This window comes from Methyloligella sp. GL2, from assembly GCF_013341275.1.
In the GTDB taxonomy this organism is placed as follows: Bacteria; Pseudomonadota; Alphaproteobacteria; order Rhizobiales; family Methyloligellaceae; genus Methyloligella.
Window position 1 is genome coordinate 1,852,137 of record NZ_CP054476.1, and the last position, 17,692, is coordinate 1,869,828.

Consider the following 17,692-nt stretch of genomic DNA (forward strand, 5'->3'; position numbering starts at 1 on the left):
CGAAATGGCACGGTTGAATGGGGATTTAGACTGCTACCTTAAGATGGAAATGGAGTTGCGCGTGTCCCGGACCACCCAATTTTTCATCGTGTTCAGCGACAATGCTTGGCATGTCACCGTGAATGGCGGGCGTTACGGACCGTTCCGCCAGCAGGAAGCGGCGGTGCAGGCGGCGGTCGATGCAGCCTATAGCGTCGGCAGCAAAGGCGAGGCAGCAGAAGTCCTGGTGCAGGAGCCGGAGAGCGAGATTCGCACGGCCTGGATCTACGGCCAGGATCCCTACCCGCTGGCAGCGTCCAGCCGCGCCGAAGCCTCCTAAGCGCTGACCCCTCTCCTAAGCGGGAGCCTCTACGGGCTATTCCGAGACGATCTCGGCTGAGATCACGGTTTCTTCGATCAGCTGACCGTCGACGACTCGCAGCACGCGGTCCATGCGAGCTGCGAGGTCGAGGTTATGGGTGGCGATCAGCGCCGCGACGCCGGTCTCGCGCACCAGAAGCAACAGCTCTTCGAAGACGCGTTCGCCGGTCGGCGGGTCGAGATTGCCGGTCGGCTCGTCGGCCAGCAGCAATTTCGGCGTATTGGCGACGGCGCGGGCGATGGCTACGCGCTGCTGCTCGCCGCCGGAAAGCTCTGCCGGACGGTGCTCCGCCCGCTCCGCGAGGCCGAAGGTCTCCAGCAGCGTCTGCGCCCGCGTCGCGGACTCGCTGCGGGAGCGGCCGAGGATCATCTGTGGGATGATCACATTCTCCAGCGCGGAAAACTCCGGCAGCAGATGATGGAACTGATAGACGAAGCCGATCTCCCGGCGGCGCATGCGGGTGCGCTCCTGATCGTTTAGGCGTCCGCAATCGGTGCCGCCGATGATCACCTTGCCGTCGCCCGGCTGCTCCAGGAGCCCGGCGATATGCAGCAGAGTGGATTTGCCGGCGCCGGAGGGGCCGAGCAGCGCGACGGTCTCTCCCGGATAAATTTCCGCGTTCACGCCATCCAGCACGGTGAGCGCGCGCGGGCCCTGCTTGAAGCTGTGGGTCAGCCCTTCCAGCTTGAGGGCGGGTGTTTCGGATGACGAACTCAAGGGAAACCTAGCCGTAACGAAGCGCTTCGACCGGATCGAGCCGGGACGCTTTCCAGGATGGATACAGAGTGGCGAGCACGGAGAGCGACAGCGCCATGATGACCACGGAGACGGTCTCGCCCGGATCCATATCCGCCGGCATCTGCGACAGATAATAAAGCTCCGGCGAGAACAGCTCGGTATTGGTCGCCCAGGCGATGAACTCGCGCAAGGATTCGATATTGACGCAGACCAGCACGCCGAGGATCAGCCCCGCCAGCGTGCCGACGACGCCGATACTGGCGCCGGTGATGAAGAAGATGCGCATCACCGCGGCGCGCGAGGCGCCCATGGTGCGTAAGATCGCAATGTCCGAGCCCTTATCCTTCACCAGCATGATCATGCCGGAGATGATGTTCAGCGCGGCGACCAGCACGATCAGGGTGAGGATCAGGAACATCACGTTCCGCTCCACCTGCAGCGCGTTGAAGAAGGTGGCGTTCCGCTGCCGCCAGTCGCTGATATAGATGGTGGGGCCGCCGGCATCGAGGATCTTAGGGCCGAGCTCGCCGACCTCGTCGGGGGAATGCAGCACCACTTCCAGCACCGTCACGCTGTCGGGCTTGTTGAAGTAGAGCTGCGCCTCCTTCAGCGGCATGAATACGATCGAGGAATCGTATTCGGACATGCCAAGCTCGAAGATCGCCTTGACGGGATAGCGCTTCACCCGCGGCGCGGTGCCGAGCGCGGTTGAGGCGCCGCGCGGGGTAAGCAGGCTGACCTGATCGCCGACCTTCACATTGAGGCTGCTGGCCAGCCGGGTGCCGATGGCCACGCCGTCGCCCTTGTCGAAACCGTTCAGCGTGCCGAAGCGGATATTGCCGGAGACCGATTTCAGCTCCTTCAGATCCTTCTCGCTGAGGCCGCGCACCAGAGCGCCGGTGGCGGTTGAGGGCGTGGAGATCATCACCTGGCCTTCAATCAGCGGCAGCGCATAGCGCACGCCGGGCACGGCGGCGATATTCTTGGTGACTTCGGCGTAGTTGGTGAAATCGTCGCCGAGGCTGTGCACCACGACATGGCCGTTGAGGCCGAGCATCTTGTCGAACAGCTCCTGGCGGAAGCCGTTCATCACCGCCATGACGATGATCAGCGTGGCGACGCCGAGCACGATGCCGAGAAACGAGAAGCCGGCGATGACGGAGATGAAGCCCTCCTTCCGCCGCGGCTTCAGGTAGCGCAAGGCCACAAGCCATTCATAGGGCGCAAAGGCCCCGCGGCTTGTGGGGGCATCGCTGCCGGATACGCTCATGCGTCCTCCTTGGCCTCCGCGACGGCGCCCGCCACGAGCTGGCAGGCGGCATCGAGACTGAGATTGCTCTTCTGGCCGGTGGCGCGATTCTTTACCTCGATCTCGCCGGCGGCCAGTCCCTTCGGCCCGACGATGATCTGCCAGGGCAGCCCGATCAAATCCATGGTGGTGAATTTGGCCCCTGCCCGGTCGTCGCGATCGTCATAGAGGATGTCGAGCCCGGCATGGGTCAGTCTCTCGTAGATCTGCTCGCAGGCAGAATCGGTGGCGCTGTCGCCAGATTTCAGATTGATCAGCCCGGCATCGAACGGTGCCACGGCCTGCGGCCAGACGATGCCCGCATCGTCGTGATGGGCCTCGATGATGGCACCGACAAGGCGGGAGACGCCGATGCCGTAGGATCCCATCTCGACCGGCACCAGCTCGCCGTTGGGGCCCTGCACCTTGGCATTCATCGGCTCCGAATATTTGGTGCCGAAATAAAAGACCTGACCGACCTCGATGCCGCGCGCCGACAGGCGCTTGTCTTCGGGCACTTCTTTTTCGAAGCGCTCCGGCTCGTGCACATCCTCGGTGGCGGCGTAGAGCTCGGTCCGCTGACGCACATAAGGGGTGAGATCGCCGGAATAATCGACGTCCCTCGGCGGGGCCGTCATCTCCACCAGATCCTTGTGGCAGAACACCGCCGATTCGCCGGTCTCGGCGAGAATGATGAACTCGTGGGAGAGATCGCCGCCGATCGGGCCGGTCTCGGCACGCATCGGCACCGCCTGCAGCCCCATGCGCGCGAAGGTGCGCAAATAGGAGACGAACATCTTGTTGTAGGACTTCACCGAGTCGTCCTTGGTGAGGTCGAAGGAATAGGAATCCTTCATCAGGAATTCGCGGCCGCGCATGACGCCGAATCGGGGCCGGACCTCGTCGCGGAACTTCCACTGGATGTGATAGAGGATGCGCGGCAGCTCCTTGTAGGATTTGACGCCGGCGCGGAAGATCTCGGTGATCATTTCCTCGTTTGTCGGGCCGTAGAGCATGTCGCGCTCGTGGCGGTCGGTGATGCGCAGCATCTCCTTGCCGTAGGCCTCGTAGCGCTTGCTCTCGCGCCAGAGCTCGGCCGGCTGAATGGTCGGCATCAAGAGCTCCAGGGCGCCTGCCCTATTCTGCTCCTCGCGGACGATCGTTTCGATCTTGTTCAGCACCTTGTAGCCGAGCGGCAGCCAGGAATAGATGCCGGCGCTGGATTGGCGGAGCATACCTGCGCGCAGCATCAGCCGATGCGAGACGATCTCGGCTTCTTTGGGGTCGTCGCGCAGGATGGGAAGGAAATATTGGCTTAGACGCATGAGGGCCCGTCTGAATCAAAATGCGGCGTGTCGGTCGCTGTTGTACCCGCCGCGCCGCGCCGCGAATAGTTCAATTTCGGTTTGTCGAAGAATGGGGCGCTCATACATCACTTTAGCGAAACGGTGCAATGTTAGGCGAAGGACTCGCGAGCAGCCGTCGAAATTGCACAAGCGATAAGCAGAATGATGCGAAAATCCAAAAAGATGCGGCGTCCGGTCACAATCCTTGGTGACATTTTGGCGCGGCTGGGATAGTGTCCTTTCACAACGTGTTGGAAGACGGGACTGAGAACGATCTCGTGTCACCGCGTTGAGATTGGACCCGGTCCAAGTCTTGGGAGGAAAGAGCTCTAGGCGCGCACCAACGACATAGACGCAGCCTTTTCGGTCCACCTTTCCTTTGTGCTCATACGCGGGCACGGCATGGCCAAGGACCGGGAAATCGGAGCCTAAAAAACAACTTCAAAAGGAGCGAGGCGCGCCGGCCTTGCTCTTTTTTTTGTCCGGATTCGGGCCTGCCGGCTTGGCGGGATTCGCGCCTAGCGGACGGTCTCGTAGCGCGGCAGGAACGGGATATCGTCGAGGCTGAAGCGGCCGCTGAAGACGAAGAAATAGACGGCGCCGAAGACGATGGTCGCGACCACCGTGGTGGCGATGATCTTGGGCAGGAAGCGCGGATTGGTCGGTGCGCTGGCCGTGGTGCCCGGCGGGATCTCGCCCTCCTCGCCTTGCGGCTTCACGCCGAAGGGCAGCATGGCGAACAGCACGATCCACCAAATCACAAAATAGATTGCGATGCCGAAGGCGAGGGTCATTGCTCTTACGCCTGTTCCAACTCGACCAGGGTTCCGGCGAAATCCTTCGGATGCAGGAACAGCACCGGCTTGCCGTGGGCGCCGATCTTCGGCTCGCCCTCGCCCAGCACCCGGACGCCGTCGGCAACCAGCTTGTCGCGGGCGGCGACGATGTCGTCCACCTCGTAGCAAATGTGGTGGATGCCGCCGCCGGGATTGCGCTCCAGGAAGCTTGCGATCGGGGATTTGTCGCCGAACACGCCGAGCAGCTCGATCTTGGTATTGGGAAGCTCGATAAAGACGGTGGTCACGCCATGCTCGGGCTGATCCACCTCCTCCGACACCTTGGCGTTCAGGGTGTTGCGGTAGAGATCCGCGGCGGCTTTCAGATCCGGTACGGCGATGGCGACGTGATTCAAGCGTCCGATCATGGGGAGAGATACTCCTTCACAAATGAGCTTTTGGCGGGGATGGCCCCGATATTGCGGCCAGTTGTACTGGGGTTCTGCGGCTTTCGCTAGGGGCCGTGCGTTCGCGATTTTCCTCTTACGTCATGCCCGGGCTTGACCCGGGCATCCAGTGCGTCAGCCCTGGGGCGCTTGGCTCTGGATTGCCGGGTCAAGCCCGGCAATGACGAGGAGGTATTCGCCTGAAGTTCTCAGAGCCGCGTCACCAGCACCGAGCAGACCGGCTTCTTGCCGAGCTTCTGGTTGACCGCGGCGCGGATCGCCCGGCGGAGCGCATCGGCCACCATCTTGGCGTCTTTGCGCCTGGGCCGCGGGATGCTTTCCAGCGCGCCGATGGCGGCATCGATCACCAGATCCTCGACGGGTTCGCCTTCTGCGGTCTCCTCGGCAAGGCCGATCACTGCGGCCTCCGGCTCGGCCACCAGCGTGCCCTTGTCGGAGAGAACCACGGAAAGCGCCACGGTGCCGACGAAGCTCAGCTTGCGGCGGTCGCGGACATGGCTCCCCTCCTCGGAGACGACGACGCTGCCGTCGCGATAGAGCCGGCCGCAGGGAAGCTCGTCGATGATGCGCGGCTCGCCGGGGGCCAGGCGCACCAGGTCGCCATTGCGGATGCGCAAGACCTGGGGCACGCCCATCTCCTCGGCGAATTCGGCATGGGCCTCCAGATGGCGCCCCTCGCCGTGCATCGGGATGGAGAGCTTCGGCTTCACCCAGCTATAGAGCTGTTTCAGCTCGCCGCGGCGCGGATGGCCGGAGACGTGCACCAAGTGATCCTGGTCGGTGATCACCTCGATGGCCCGGTCCGACAGGCTGTTCTGCACCCGGGAGACCGCCCGCTCATTGCCGGGAATGGTGCGAGAAGAGAAGATCACGTGGTCGCCGGCATCCAGGCTGATATTGGGATGGGATTCTTGCGCGATGCGCGCCATGGCGGCGCGGGGCTCGCCTTGGCTGCCGGTGCACAGCGCCACGATCTTGGAGGGCGGCAGGGAGGAGAATTCCGTATCCGGCACGAAGCGGAAATCCTTGTCCAGATAGCCGGTCTCCTGCGCCGCCTCGATCACGCGGTACATGGCACGGCCCGCCACCACCAGCACGCGGCCGGCATCGCGCGTCGCCTTGGCGACGGAGATGATGCGGGCGACGTTGGAGGCAAAAGTGGTGACCGCCACGCGGCGCGGGGCTTCGCGAATCAGCCGTGCCAGATGCTGGGCGACATCGGCCTCCGAGGGCGAGATGCCCTCGCGCATGGCATTGGTGGAATCGCAGATCAGCGCATCCAGCCCGGCATCGCCGATATTGCGCAAGCGCGGCTCGTCGGTCGCTGCCGAGGTGAGCGGCGTCTCGTCCAGTTTCCAGTCGCCGGTATGCAGCGCATTGCCGAGCGGCGAGCGGATCAGCACCGCGGACGGTTCCGGGATCGAGTGGGACATGGCCACCAGCTCGATCTCGAACGGGCCGATCTTGCGCGTTCCGCCCACCGGAATGACGTGGATCGGCACGTCGTCGGCGAAGCCGGTCTCCTTCAGCTTGGCTTTCAGCATCTCGGCAGTGAAAGGCGTGGCGTAGATCGGCACCTGCAGGCGCGGCCATAGATCGACGATGGCGCCGTAATGGTCCTCATGGGCGTGGGTGAGCAGCAGCCCGGCGATATTGCGGCGCTCTTCCTCGAGGAAGCCGACATCGGGAAGGATGACGTCGACGCCGGGCTCGACCTCGGTCGGAAAGGTGATGCCGAGATCGATCATCAGCCAGTCGCGGTCTTCTTCCGGACCGAAACCATAAAGATAAAGGTTCATGCCGATCTCGCCGATGCCGCCGAGCGCGGCGAACACGAAATCGGTCTCTTGGCGGGATTTACGTGAAGCCATGAAGAACTTTTACTTGAAAATGAACGCCGTTCGGAGTGGCACAACGGCGCGAATGTGACAATGCGGCCGGTTGTAATGCGCTTTTATGCGCTTGGGAAGAAGACGTCGCCGGCGGTGAGCCGTCGCTCGTCTCCGTCCTTGGTCTTGAGGCGTAGGGCACCGCCCGCATCGAGGCCAGCAAAAACCCCTTCTAAGGTTTCCTGCGGCAGCTTCACCTGCAGCGGCGTGCCGGGCGGCGCAGACCGCTCCAGCCAGGCGCGGCGGATGGCCTGAAACGAGGCTCCCTCGTCCCAGCGGGAGAGCCAGCGCGCGGTATGGGCGGCGAGCGCCTGCAAGGCGTGGCCCGGATCGGCGCCGATGCCTTGCGCGGCAAGGCTGGTGGCGGGCTGGGGAATATGATCGGGATAGGAGGCCAGGTTCAGCCCGGTGCCGATCACCACGGTGGAGCGGTTATCGGCCGGCGCGCCGACGCTCTCGATCAGGATGCCGCCGAGCTTCATATGCTCCAGCATCACGTCGTTGGGCCATTTCAGCACCAGACCGTCGGGTTTTCCCGGATCGCCCATCAGCTCGGCGACGGCGTCGTAGGCGGCAATGCCGGCCAGCAGCGAGAGCTGGCTTGCCACCCCGAGCGGCCCTTCGATGGTAAGCAGCAGGCTGGCGAAGAGATTGCCGGGGGCGGATTGCCATTCCCTGCCCTGGCGGCCGCGCCCCGCCGATTGGCGCAAGGACCAGATCCAGAGCGGCCCCTTCTCGCCGGCCTTGGCGCGGCGCTTGGCTTCGGCATTGGTGGAATCGACGGATTCGAGGCGAAGCAGGCGAAAGCCCGGGGGCAGCTTGGGTTCGGAGACCGGGCTTGCGGCCATCAGAACAGCGACTGGGCGCTTGCCCCGGCGATGGCGACCAGCGGGGCCGGATAGAGGAAGAACAGCAAGATCATCAGCCCGCTTACCGTCAGCACCGCGGCCAGGGACCGGGGCATGGGATCGAAGCTCTCGGCCGGATCGTCGAAATACATGATCTTGACGATACGCAGATAGTAGAACGCGCCGACCACGGAGAGCAGCACGCCGATGACCGAGAGCGCATAGAGCCCGGCATTGATGGCGGCGAGGAAGACGTAGAACTTGGCGAAGAAGCCGGCGAGCGGCGGAATGCCGGCCAGCGAGAACAACAGCACGCCGAACATGAAGGCCATCAGCGGGTTGGTCTGGGAGAGGCCGGAGAGCTGGTCGATGCGCTCGATCTTCTGGCCGTCGCGGCGCATCGCCATGATGAAGGCGAAGGAGCCCAGCGTCATCACCAGATAGACCGCCAGATAGACAATGAGGCCGGTGACGCCCTCCTCCGTGCCAGCGGCAAGCCCGACCAGCGCATAGCCCATATGGCCGATGGAGCTATAGGCCATCAGGCGCTTGATATTGGTCTGGCCGATAGCGGCGAAGGAGCCGAGCGCCATGGAGGCGATGGCGAGGAAGACGATGATCTGCTGCCATTCCGGCGCGATGCCCGGAAAGGCGGAGAAGATGGTGCGGGTGAACAGCGCCATGGCGGCGAGCTTGGGCGCGGCGGCGAAAAATGCCGTCACCGGGGTCGGCGCGCCTTCATAGACGTCCGGCGTCCACATATGGAAGGGCACAGCGGAAATCTTGAAGGCGAAGCCCGTCAGCAGGAAGACCAGGCCGAAGATGACGCCGAGGCTCGCTTGGGTGCCGCTGAGCGCCGTGGCGATCTCGGAGAAGCCGGTCGAGCCGGTGAAGCCGTAGATCAGCGAGGCGCCATAGAGCAGCATGCCGGAGGACAGCGCGCCGAGGACGAAATATTTGAGCCCCGCCTCGCTGGATTTCACCGAATCGCGCTGGAAGGCGGCGACCACATAGAGCGCCAGGCTCTGCAGCTCCAAGCCGACATAGAGGATGATCAGATCATTGGCGGAGATCATCAGCATCATGCCGGTGGTGGCGAGCAGCACCAGCACGGGGAATTCGAATTTCAGCGTGCCCGAACGGTGCCAATACTCGGCCGACATATAAAGGGTCACGCCGGAGCCGATCAGCGTCATGATCTTCATCATGCGGGCGAAGGGATCGGCGATGAAGGCGCCGTTGAAGGCGGTCTCGGTGCCCTGCCCCATGGCCACATAGAAGCCGGCGATCACCAGCACGACGATCGACAGACCCAGCACCAGCATGCCGGAATCGCGCCGCACAAGCACGCCGACCATCAGCAGCGCCAGCGCGCCGACGGGCAGGATCAGCTCCGGCAGAATGGTGAGAAAATCGGCGGACGACACGGGGGCGAACTCCTACGGCACCAGGGCGTAGCGGGCCTGGTCGGCCGCCGCCAGCGCGGAATGATACTGATCCATCAGCGCCGTCACCGAGACGGTGCTGAGATCGAGGATCGGCTTGGGATAGAAGCCGAAGAAGATGGTGAGCAGGATCAGCGGCGCCATGATCGCGATCTCGCGCCAGTTCATATCCTGGATCGCCGCAAGGCTCGGCTTCTCTAGCTTGCCGAACACCACCCGGCGGTAGAGCCACAGCGCATAGCAGGCCGAGAGGATCAGGCCGAAGGCGGCGAAGAAGGCCACCCAGGTGTTGACCTCGAAGCTGCCCAGCAGGGCGAGAAATTCGCCGATGAAGCCGGACGTGCCGGGCAAGCCGACATTGGCCATGGTGAACAGCATGAAGCAGAAGGCGTAGATCGGCATGCGCGCCACCAGGCCGCCGTAAGCGGCGATCTCGCGGGTGTGCATGCGGTCGTAGATCACGCCGACGCAGAGGAACAGCGCGGCGGAGACGATGCCGTGGGACAGCATCTGGAAGATGCCGCCTTGCAGCCCCTGCATGGTGACGGTGAACAGGCCCATGGTGACGAAGCCCATATGGGCGACGGAGGAATAGGCGATCAGCTTCTTCATGTCCTCCTGGGCCAGGGCCACCAGCGATGTGTAGATGATGGCGATCACCGAGAGGGCATAGATCAGCGGCGCGAAATCGGCGCTTGCCAGCGGGAACATCGGCAGCGAGAAGCGCAAGAAGCCGTAGCCGCCCATCTTCAGGAGAATACCTGCCAGAATCACCGAGCCCGCGGTCGGCGCCTCGACATGGGCGTCGGGCAGCCAGGTATGCACCGGCCACATCGGCATCTTCACCGCGAAGGAGGCGAGGAAGGCGAACCAGAGCCAGCCTTGCATCGAGGCCGGGAAGTCATGCGCCAGCAGAGTCGGGATGTCGGTGGTGCCGGCGTCCCAATACATCGCCATGATGGCGAGCAGCATGAGCAGTGAGCCGGCCAGCGTATAGAGGAAGAACTTGAAGCTGGCATAGATGCGCCGCGGCCCGCCCCAGATGCCGATGATCAGGAACATCGGGATCAGCCCGCCTTCGAAGAACAGGTAGAACAGCACCAGATCCAGAGCCGAGAACACGCCGATCATCAGCGTCTCCAGCACCAGGAAGGCGATCATGTATTCCTTCACCCGCACCTTCACCGAGATCCAGCTCGCCAGGATGCAGAGCGGCATCAGGAAGGTGGTGAGCACGACGAAGGGCATGGAGATGCCGTCGACGCCCATATGGAAAGTGATGGCACCGAGCCATTCGCGCTTCTCGACGAATTGGAAATCGGCGGTGGTGGGATCGAAATCGCGCCAGATCAGCAGCGAGATGGCGAAGGTAATCACCGTGGTCCACAGCGCGATCCAGCGGGCATTGCGCTGGGCGCTGGCATCGTCGGTGCGCAGCAGCGCGATCAGCAGCGCGCCGAGGATCGGCAGGAAGGTGACGGTGGAGAGGATCGGCCAGCTATAGCTCATCGCGGCAGCCCTCCCCCGGTGAACATGAAGTAGGTAATCAGGATGGCCACGCCGATCAGCATCACGAATGCGTAGTGGTAGATATAGCCGGTCTGGATCTTCACCACGCGGTTGGTGATGTCGATCACGCGGGCCGAGACGCCGTCCGGCCCGATCCCGTCGATGATCTTGCCGTCGCCCACCTTCCAGAGCTTGTAGGCGAGCCATTTGGCCGGACGGACGAAGATCCGGTCATACAGCGCATCGAAGTACCAGGCGTTGAGCAGGAACTGGTAGGCGCCGCGGAAACGCTTGGAGAGGCCGAACGGGATCAGCGGCTTCACCATGTAGAAGTACCAGGCGACAGCGAGCCCTGCGAACATCACGATGCTCGGCGACAGGAAGACCAGCCAGGAGACCTCGTGATGCCCGGTATGCTCGGGCAGGAAGATGGCGTTACGCCAGAAGCTGTGCACGTCGATGCCGATGAAGTCGTGCATGAAATAGGCGCCGGCGAGCAGCGAGCCGATGGCAAGCACGGCGAGCGGGATCGCCATCACCATGGGCGCATCGTGGGCGTGCTCGTAGACGTCCTTCGGTCCGCGATTGCGGCCCTCGAAGGTGAGGAACATCAGCCGCCAGGAATAGAACGAGGTCAGCGCCGCGGCGAGCAGCGTCATGACATAGCCGTACATGGCCATGGAGCCATGGGCGAGCCAGGCGCCCTCGATGATGGCGTCCTTGGAGACGTAGCCGGAGGTGAAGGGGAAGCCGGTCAGGGCCAGGGTGCCGACCAGCATCATCGCCCAGGTGAACGGCATCTTGGCGCGCAGGCCGCCCATGCGGCGCATATCCTGCTCGTCATGCACGGCGTGGATAACGGCGCCGGCGCCGAGGAACAGCAGCGCCTTGAAGAAGGCATGGGTGAAGAGGTGGAACACGCCGGCATTGAACGCGCCGATGCCGAGCGCGGTGAACATGTAGCCGAGCTGCGAGCAGGTGGAATAGGCGATCACCCGCTTGATGTCGGTCTGCACCAGAGCGACGGTCGCGGCGAAGAAGGCCGTGGTGGCGCCAATGAAGGTGACGACCTCCAGCGCGAAGGGCGAGTGCTCGAAGACCGGCGAGAACCGCGCCACCATGAAGACACCGGCGGTGACCATGGTCGCGGCATGGATCAGGGCGGAGACCGGGGTCGGGCCCTCCATGGCGTCTGGCAGCCAGGTATGCAGCAGGAACTGGGCCGACTTGCCCATGGCGCCCATGAACAGCAGCAGGCAGATCAGCGTCAGCGCATCGACCTGCATGCCGAGGAATTCCATGGTGCTGCCGACCTTGTCGGGCGCCGCGGCAAAGATCGGGTCGTATTGGATGGTGCCGAACAGGGTGAAGGTGGCGAAGATGCCGAGCGCGAAGCCGAAATCGCCGACGCGGTTGACCACGAAGGCCTTGATGGCGGCGGCGCAGGCGCTTGGCTTCTCGTACCAGAAGCCGATCAGCAGATAGGAAGCGAGACCCACGCCCTCCCAGCCGAAGAAGAGCTGCAGCAGATTATCGGAGGTCACCAGCGTCAGCATGGCGAAGGTGAACAGCGACAGATAGGCGAAGAAGCGCTGCTTGTGGGGGTCGTGGTCCATATAGCCCACCGAATAGAGGTGGACGAGGGCCGAGACCGTGTTGACCACCACCAGCATGACGGCGGTCAGCGTGTCGACGCGGATATCCCAGGATGAGGTGAGCTCGCCGGACTGGATCCAGGTGAACAGCTCGATGCGCACATCCTGGCCCTGCACGGTGACGTAATAGAAGGCGATCCAGGACAGCGCACAGGCGACCATCATAAAGGTGGTGGTTACGACCTCGCAGGCGCGGTAGCCCACGAGGCGGCCGAAGAAGCCCGCGAAGATTGCGCCGGCAAGCGGCAGGAAGAGGATCGCCTCGTACATCTCTAAGCTGTCCCCCTAGCCTTTCATCGAATGGATGTCGGCGACGTCGATGGTGCCGCGGTTGCGGAAATAGACGACGACGATGGCCAAGCCAATGGCCGCTTCCGCCGCAGCCACGGTGAGCACGATCAGCGCGAAGACCTGGCCGATCAGATTGCCCAGGAAGGACGAGAAGGCGACCAGGTTGATGTTCACCGCAAGCAGAATGAGCTCCACCGACATCAGAATGACGATGATGTTCTTCCGATTGAGGAAGATGCCAACGATGCCGAGGGTGAACAGGATCGCCGCGACGGTCAGATAATGGGAGAGACCGATGGTCATGAGAGTACCTCCCATGCGGTAAGCCGACCCCCTCCCCGGCCCTCCCCCTTGCAGGGGGAGGGAGAGAGAGCCGATAGCCCGGAATTCCCTCCCCCTAGAAGGGGGAGGGTTAGGGTGGGGGTCAAATCAGTGGCCTGCATCATGAGAGCCCCCTCCCCGATTGGACTTTGACCACTTCGATCGCCTTCTTCGGATCGCGCGCCACCTGATCGGCCGGCTTCTGCCGGCGCACGCCTTCCTTGTGATGCAATGTGAGCACGATGGCGCCGATCATGGCGACCAGCAGAATCAGCGAGGCGGCCTCGAACAGATAGACGTAGTCGGTATAGAGAATACGGCCCAGCGCCAGGGTGTTGGTGACGTCTTCTGCTTGCGCCGGCACGGTTGCGATGGTTTCCGGCGCGGTGATCCAGGCGGTGACGACGAAGATCAGCTCCAGAGCCATGATGGCGCCGACGGCGACGCCGACGGGCAGATAGCGCAGGAACCCGGCCTTCAGCTCGGCGAAATCGACATCGAGCATCATCACCACGAAGAGGAACAGCACCATCACCGCGCCGACATAGACCACGACGAGGATCATGGCGAGGAACTCGGCGCTGAGCAGCACGAACAGCCCGGCGGCGTTGAAGAAGGCCAGAATCAGGAACAGCACCGCGTGCACGGGATTGCGCACGGTGATGACCATGAAGGCCGAGCCGATCAGCACCGCGGCGAAGAGATAGAAGAACAACGCCGAGATCATGAGCGGTCCGCCATCGCAAAGTGCAATCCGCCGAGCAACCGACTTTTAATCAGTCGGTCTGCAGTGCGGACTGCCTTGGGCGCCAAAGCCGGTATTTGCATCCGACCCCCTCCCCGGCCCTCCCCCTTGCAGGGGGAGGGAGAGAGAGCCGATAGCCCGGAGCTATCCCCTCCCCCTAGAAGGGGGAGGGTTAGGGTGGGGGTCTCAAAACGTCGACGCGCAAACGCAGCCAGCCGACTCTTCATCAGCGGCTCCAAGCGTGTCTGTGTTTGCGAAGCGTACAAACCTTCCCCCAATTGATGCGGCTTACCGGTAGGGCGCATCTAAAGCAATGTTCTGCGCGATCTCCCGCTCCCAGCGGTCGCCATTGGCGAGGAGCCGCGCCTTGTCGTAGTAGAGTTCTTCGCGGGTTTCGGTCGCGAATTCGAAATTCGGTCCTTCGACGATGGCGTCGACCGGGCAGGCTTCCTGGCAGAAGCCGCAATAGATGCATTTCACCATGTCGATATCGTAGCGGGTGGTGCGGCGCGTGCCGTCATTGCGGCGCGGCCCCGCCTCGATGGTGATGGCCTGGGCCGGGCAGATCGCCTCGCAAAGCTTGCAGGCGATGCAGCGCTCCTCGCCATTGGGATAGCGGCGCAAGGCATGCTCGCCGCGGAAGCGCGGGGAAAGCGGCCCCTTCTCGAACGGATAGTTCAGGGTCGGCTTCGGCGACACGAAATAGCGCATGGCGAGCCAGAAGGCCGAGATGAACTCCAGCAGCAACAGGCCCTTGGCGGCTTTCAGCAAGCGCTTCACAGGCAGGCTCCTTGTCGGATGGCGGCGCTCATGAGCCGGTCCCCCAGAATTGCAGGACGGCGGCCACGATGACGACCATTGCCAGAGAAAGCGGCAGGAAGATCTTCCACCCGAGCCGCATCAGCTGATCGTAGCGGTAGCGCGGCACCATCGCCTTCACCATGGCGACGAGGAAGAACAGGAAGCAGACCTTCAGCACGAACCATATCACGCCGGGAATCCAGGTGAAGGGCGCCACCGGGAACGGGGCCAGCCAGCCGCCGAGGAACAGCACGGTGCCGAGGCCGCAAAGCATGACGATGGCGACGTATTCGCCGAGCATGAAGAGCAGATACGGGGTGGAGGAATATTCCACCATGAAGCCGGCGACGAGTTCCGATTCGGCCTCCAGGAGGTCGAAGGGCGGCCGGTTGGTTTCGGCCAGGGCCGAGATGAAGAAGATCACGAACATCGGCAAGAGCGGCAGCCAATACCAGCCGAACAGGCCGTAAGGGCTTTGCTGCGAAAGCACGATGTCGGAGAGGTTCAGGCTGCCGGCGCAAAGCAGCACGGTGACGATGACGAAGCCGATGGAGACCTCGTAGGACACCATCTGCGCGGCGGAGCGCAGCGCCGAGAGAAAGGCGTATTTCGAGTTCGACGCCCAGCCGGCCATGATCACGCCGTAGACCTCGAGGGAGGAGACGGCGAAGACGAAGAGAATGCCAACATTGAGATTGGCGACGGCCCAGCCCTCGTTCACCGGGATCACGGCCCAGGCGGAGAGCGCCAGCCCTGCGGTGACCAGCGGAGCGAGCAGGAACAGCCCCTTATTGGAGCCGGCCGGAATGATCGGCTCCTTGAACACGAATTTCAGAAGATCGGCGAAGGACTGCCACAGGCCGAACGGGCCGACCACGTTGGGTCCGCGGCGCATCTGTACCGCCGCCCAGACCTTGCGGTCGGCATAGAGCAGGAAGGCGATCATCACCAGAAGGATGACGATCAGCGCCACGCTCTGCACCACGATCAGCGCGAACGGAATGCCGTATTGCTGCCAGAAATCAGCCATCGGTACCGGTCGCTCCTGGGTCGGCGCCCGCATGCAGAGCGCTCAAATTGGCCATGATGGCGCTCGCCCGTGCGATGGGGTTGGTGAGATAGAAATCGGCGATCGGCGACTGGAACCGGGCCTTGTTCAGCTTGCCTTCGGTCTTAGCCAGGCTGTGCAGCGCATCGGTGCCGGCCGGGCTCACCTGGCCGAGCATAGCAAGATGGGGATGCGCGGCGAACATCGCGGCACGAAGCTGGCTCTGGCTGTCGAAGGGCAAGGTCTTGCCCAGCACGCCAGACAGCGCGCGGATAATGGTCCAATCCTCACGGGCATAGCCGGGCGGGAAGATGGCGCGCATACCTTCTTGCGGGCGGCCCTCGGTGTTGACGTAGAGGGCGTCCTTCTCGGTATAGGCGGCGCCGGGCAGGATCACGTCGGCGCGGTGGGCACCACGGTCGCCATGGCTGCCCTGATAGATGACGAAGGCCTCGCCCAGGCGGTCGACTTCCAGCTCGTCGGCGCCGAGGAGATAGACCACCTCGATATCGCCCTTCTCCGCGGCGTTGAGGATGCCGCCGACGTCCTTGCCGCCCTTGCCCGGGACGAAGCCGAGATCCAGGGCGCCGGTGCGGGCAGCCGCGGTGTGCAGCACGCTGAAGCCGTTCCAATCGTCGGTGAGCGCGCCGATCTTCTCGGCGGCCTTGGCGGCAAGCGCCAGCACCCCTGCCCCTTCGGTCCGCGCCAGAGCGCCCTGGCCGATAACGATCAGCGGCTTCTTGGCGTTCTTCAGAGCTTTCGAGAAATCATGGCTGCCATCGGCGATCTGGCCCAAGGTCTCCGGCCCTGCGCCGAGATACTCATACGGGTAAGTGAGATCGGCCTCTTCGCCGATCACCCCGATGGGGACCAGGCCTTCGCCGGACTTATAGCGCTTGCGGATGCGGGCATTGATGATCGGCGCTTCGATGCGCGGATTGGTGCCGACCAGCAGGATGGCGTCGGCCTCGTCGATCCCGGCAATGGCGGAATTGAACAGATAGCTGGCCCGGCCGAGGCTGGGGTCGAGCTTGGCGCCGTCCTGGCGGCAATCCATATGCGGCGAGCCGAGCGCCTCGGTCAGCTCTTTCAGGGCATAGACCTCTTCCAGGGCGGCGAGATCGCCGGCGATGGCGGCAAAACGCTTGCCGTCCAGCCCGTCGAGCTTCTTGGCAATGGCGGCGAAGGCCTCGTCCCAGCTGGCGGGCTGAAGCTTGCCGCGCTTGCGCAAATAGGGCTGGTCCAGGCGCTGGGTACGGAGCCCGTCCCAGACATGGCGGGTCTTGTCGGAAATCCACTCCTCGTTCACCGCATCGTTGATGCGGGGCAGGATGCGCAGCACCTCGCGATCGCGGGAATCGACGCGGATGGCGCTTCCCACCGCATCCATCACATCGGTGGATTCGACCTTGGACAGCTCCCAGGGCCGGGAGACGAAGGCGTAAGGCTTGGAGGTCAGCGCGCCCACCGGGCAGAGATCGACCACATTGCCGGAGAGCTCCGACATCATGCCCTTCTCCAGATAGGTGGTGATCTCCATATCCTCGCCGCGGCCGATGGCGCCGAGCTCCTCGACGCCGGCGACCTCGGTCATGAAGCGGACGCAGCGGGTGCAGTGGATGCAGCGCGTCATATAGGTCTGGATCAGAGGCCCGAGATATTTCTCCTCCACGGCGCGCTTGTTGTCGGCGTAGCGGCCGGCATCGAAGCCGTAGGCCATGGTCTGATCCTGCAGGTCGCATTCGCCGCCCTGATCGCAGATCGGGCAATCCAGCGGATGGTTGACCAGCAGGAACTCCAGCACGCCCTCGCGGTCTTTCTTCACCGCCTCGTTGTCGGTGTAGATGGTCGGCGGGGTACCGTCGCGCCCCGGTCGCAGATCGTTCACGCCCATGGCGCAGGAGGCCACCGGCTTCGGCATGCCTTCGACCTGCACCAGGCACATGCGGCAATTGCCGGCGATGGAGAGGCGCTCGTGATAGCAAAAGCGCGGGATCTCCACGCCCGCCATCTCGCAGGCCTGGATCAGGGTGATGCCGTCGGGGACCTCGATCTCGGCGCCGTTGATGATCAGCTTAGGCATGGGCGTGCCTTCCAGTTTCGTCGTCATTGCCGGGCTTGACCCGGCAATCCAGGGTCGAGAGCGTGGCGTTTGCAGCTCTGG

16 protein-coding genes are annotated in these 17,692 nt (G+C 63.5%); 1 reads left to right on the top strand and 15 read right to left on the bottom strand.

The window, feature by feature from the left end; translation table 11 throughout:
* The first annotated feature begins 61 nt into the window (after positions 1 to 61).
* Complete coding sequence (locus HT051_RS08750; RefSeq protein WP_174541678.1) at positions 62 to 319, top strand: DUF2188 domain-containing protein; 258 nt, start codon at positions 62 to 64, stop codon at positions 317 to 319.
* 36 nt (positions 320 to 355) lie between these two features.
* Here the strand turns inward: HT051_RS08750 and HT051_RS08755 are convergent, their stop codons facing one another.
* The 15 genes from HT051_RS08755 to nuoG all read right to left on the bottom strand — a co-directional run bounded on the left by HT051_RS08755 (position 356) and on the right by nuoG (position 17,611).
* Complete coding sequence (locus tag HT051_RS08755; protein ID WP_174541679.1) at positions 356 to 1,078, bottom strand: ABC transporter ATP-binding protein; 723 nt, start codon at positions 1,076 to 1,078, stop codon at positions 356 to 358.
* Positions 1,079 to 1,085: 7 nt separating this feature from the next.
* Positions 1,086 to 2,369 (bottom strand): lipoprotein-releasing ABC transporter permease subunit, encoded by a 1,284-nt coding sequence (locus HT051_RS08760; RefSeq protein WP_174541680.1) that lies wholly within the window; start codon positions 2,367 to 2,369, stop codon positions 1,086 to 1,088.
* Positions 2,366 to 3,712, bottom strand: a complete 1,347-nt coding sequence (gene proS / locus HT051_RS08765) for a proline--tRNA ligase (RefSeq protein WP_174541681.1) — start codon at positions 3,710 to 3,712, stop codon at positions 2,366 to 2,368. The genes HT051_RS08760 and proS overlap by 4 nt, the downstream gene beginning before the upstream one ends.
* A 539-nt stretch (positions 3,713 to 4,251) precedes the next feature.
* Positions 4,252 to 4,527 (bottom strand): DUF1467 family protein, encoded by a 276-nt coding sequence (locus HT051_RS08770; protein ID WP_174541682.1) that lies wholly within the window; start codon positions 4,525 to 4,527, stop codon positions 4,252 to 4,254.
* Between the two features lie 5 nt (positions 4,528 to 4,532).
* A complete protein-coding gene (mce, locus tag HT051_RS08775) occupies positions 4,533 to 4,937 on the bottom strand; it encodes a methylmalonyl-CoA epimerase (protein WP_174541683.1) in 405 nt (134 codons plus the stop codon).
* Positions 4,938 to 5,164: 227 nt separating this feature from the next.
* A complete protein-coding gene (locus tag HT051_RS08780) occupies positions 5,165 to 6,847 on the bottom strand; it encodes a ribonuclease J (protein WP_174541684.1) in 1,683 nt (560 codons plus the stop codon).
* A gap of 83 nt (positions 6,848 to 6,930) precedes the next feature.
* Positions 6,931 to 7,713, bottom strand: coding sequence for a biotin--[acetyl-CoA-carboxylase] ligase (locus HT051_RS08785; RefSeq protein ID WP_174541685.1), 783 nt, complete (start codon positions 7,711 to 7,713; stop codon positions 6,931 to 6,933).
* Complete coding sequence (gene nuoN, locus HT051_RS08790; protein ID WP_174541686.1) at positions 7,713 to 9,140, bottom strand: NADH-quinone oxidoreductase subunit NuoN; 1,428 nt, start codon at positions 9,138 to 9,140, stop codon at positions 7,713 to 7,715. Before nuoN ends, HT051_RS08785 begins: the two co-directional genes overlap by 1 nt.
* A gap of 12 nt (positions 9,141 to 9,152) precedes the next feature.
* Positions 9,153 to 10,667, bottom strand: a complete 1,515-nt coding sequence (locus tag HT051_RS08795) for an NADH-quinone oxidoreductase subunit M (RefSeq protein WP_174541687.1) — start codon at positions 10,665 to 10,667, stop codon at positions 9,153 to 9,155.
* Positions 10,664 to 12,592, bottom strand: coding sequence for an NADH-quinone oxidoreductase subunit L (gene nuoL, locus HT051_RS08800; RefSeq protein WP_174541688.1), 1,929 nt, complete (start codon positions 12,590 to 12,592; stop codon positions 10,664 to 10,666). Before nuoL ends, HT051_RS08795 begins: the two co-directional genes overlap by 4 nt.
* Before the next feature lie 15 nt (positions 12,593 to 12,607).
* Positions 12,608 to 12,916, bottom strand: coding sequence for an NADH-quinone oxidoreductase subunit NuoK (gene nuoK / locus HT051_RS08805; protein WP_174541689.1), 309 nt, complete (start codon positions 12,914 to 12,916; stop codon positions 12,608 to 12,610).
* 139 nt (positions 12,917 to 13,055) lie between these two features.
* Positions 13,056 to 13,661 (bottom strand): NADH-quinone oxidoreductase subunit J, encoded by a 606-nt coding sequence (locus HT051_RS08810; protein WP_174541690.1) that lies wholly within the window; start codon positions 13,659 to 13,661, stop codon positions 13,056 to 13,058.
* A gap of 306 nt (positions 13,662 to 13,967) precedes the next feature.
* Positions 13,968 to 14,390 (bottom strand): NADH-quinone oxidoreductase subunit NuoI, encoded by a 423-nt coding sequence (gene nuoI / locus HT051_RS08815; protein ID WP_371740607.1) that lies wholly within the window; start codon positions 14,388 to 14,390, stop codon positions 13,968 to 13,970.
* Between the two features lie 97 nt (positions 14,391 to 14,487).
* A complete protein-coding gene (gene nuoH, locus HT051_RS08820; protein ID WP_174541692.1) occupies positions 14,488 to 15,510 on the bottom strand; it encodes an NADH-quinone oxidoreductase subunit NuoH in 1,023 nt (340 codons plus the stop codon).
* On the bottom strand, positions 15,503 to 17,611 hold the full coding sequence (gene nuoG / locus HT051_RS08825) for an NADH-quinone oxidoreductase subunit NuoG (RefSeq protein ID WP_174542943.1): 2,109 nt from the start codon (positions 17,609 to 17,611) through the stop codon (positions 15,503 to 15,505). Before nuoG ends, nuoH begins: the two co-directional genes overlap by 8 nt.
* Positions 17,612 to 17,692 lie beyond the last annotated feature (81 nt).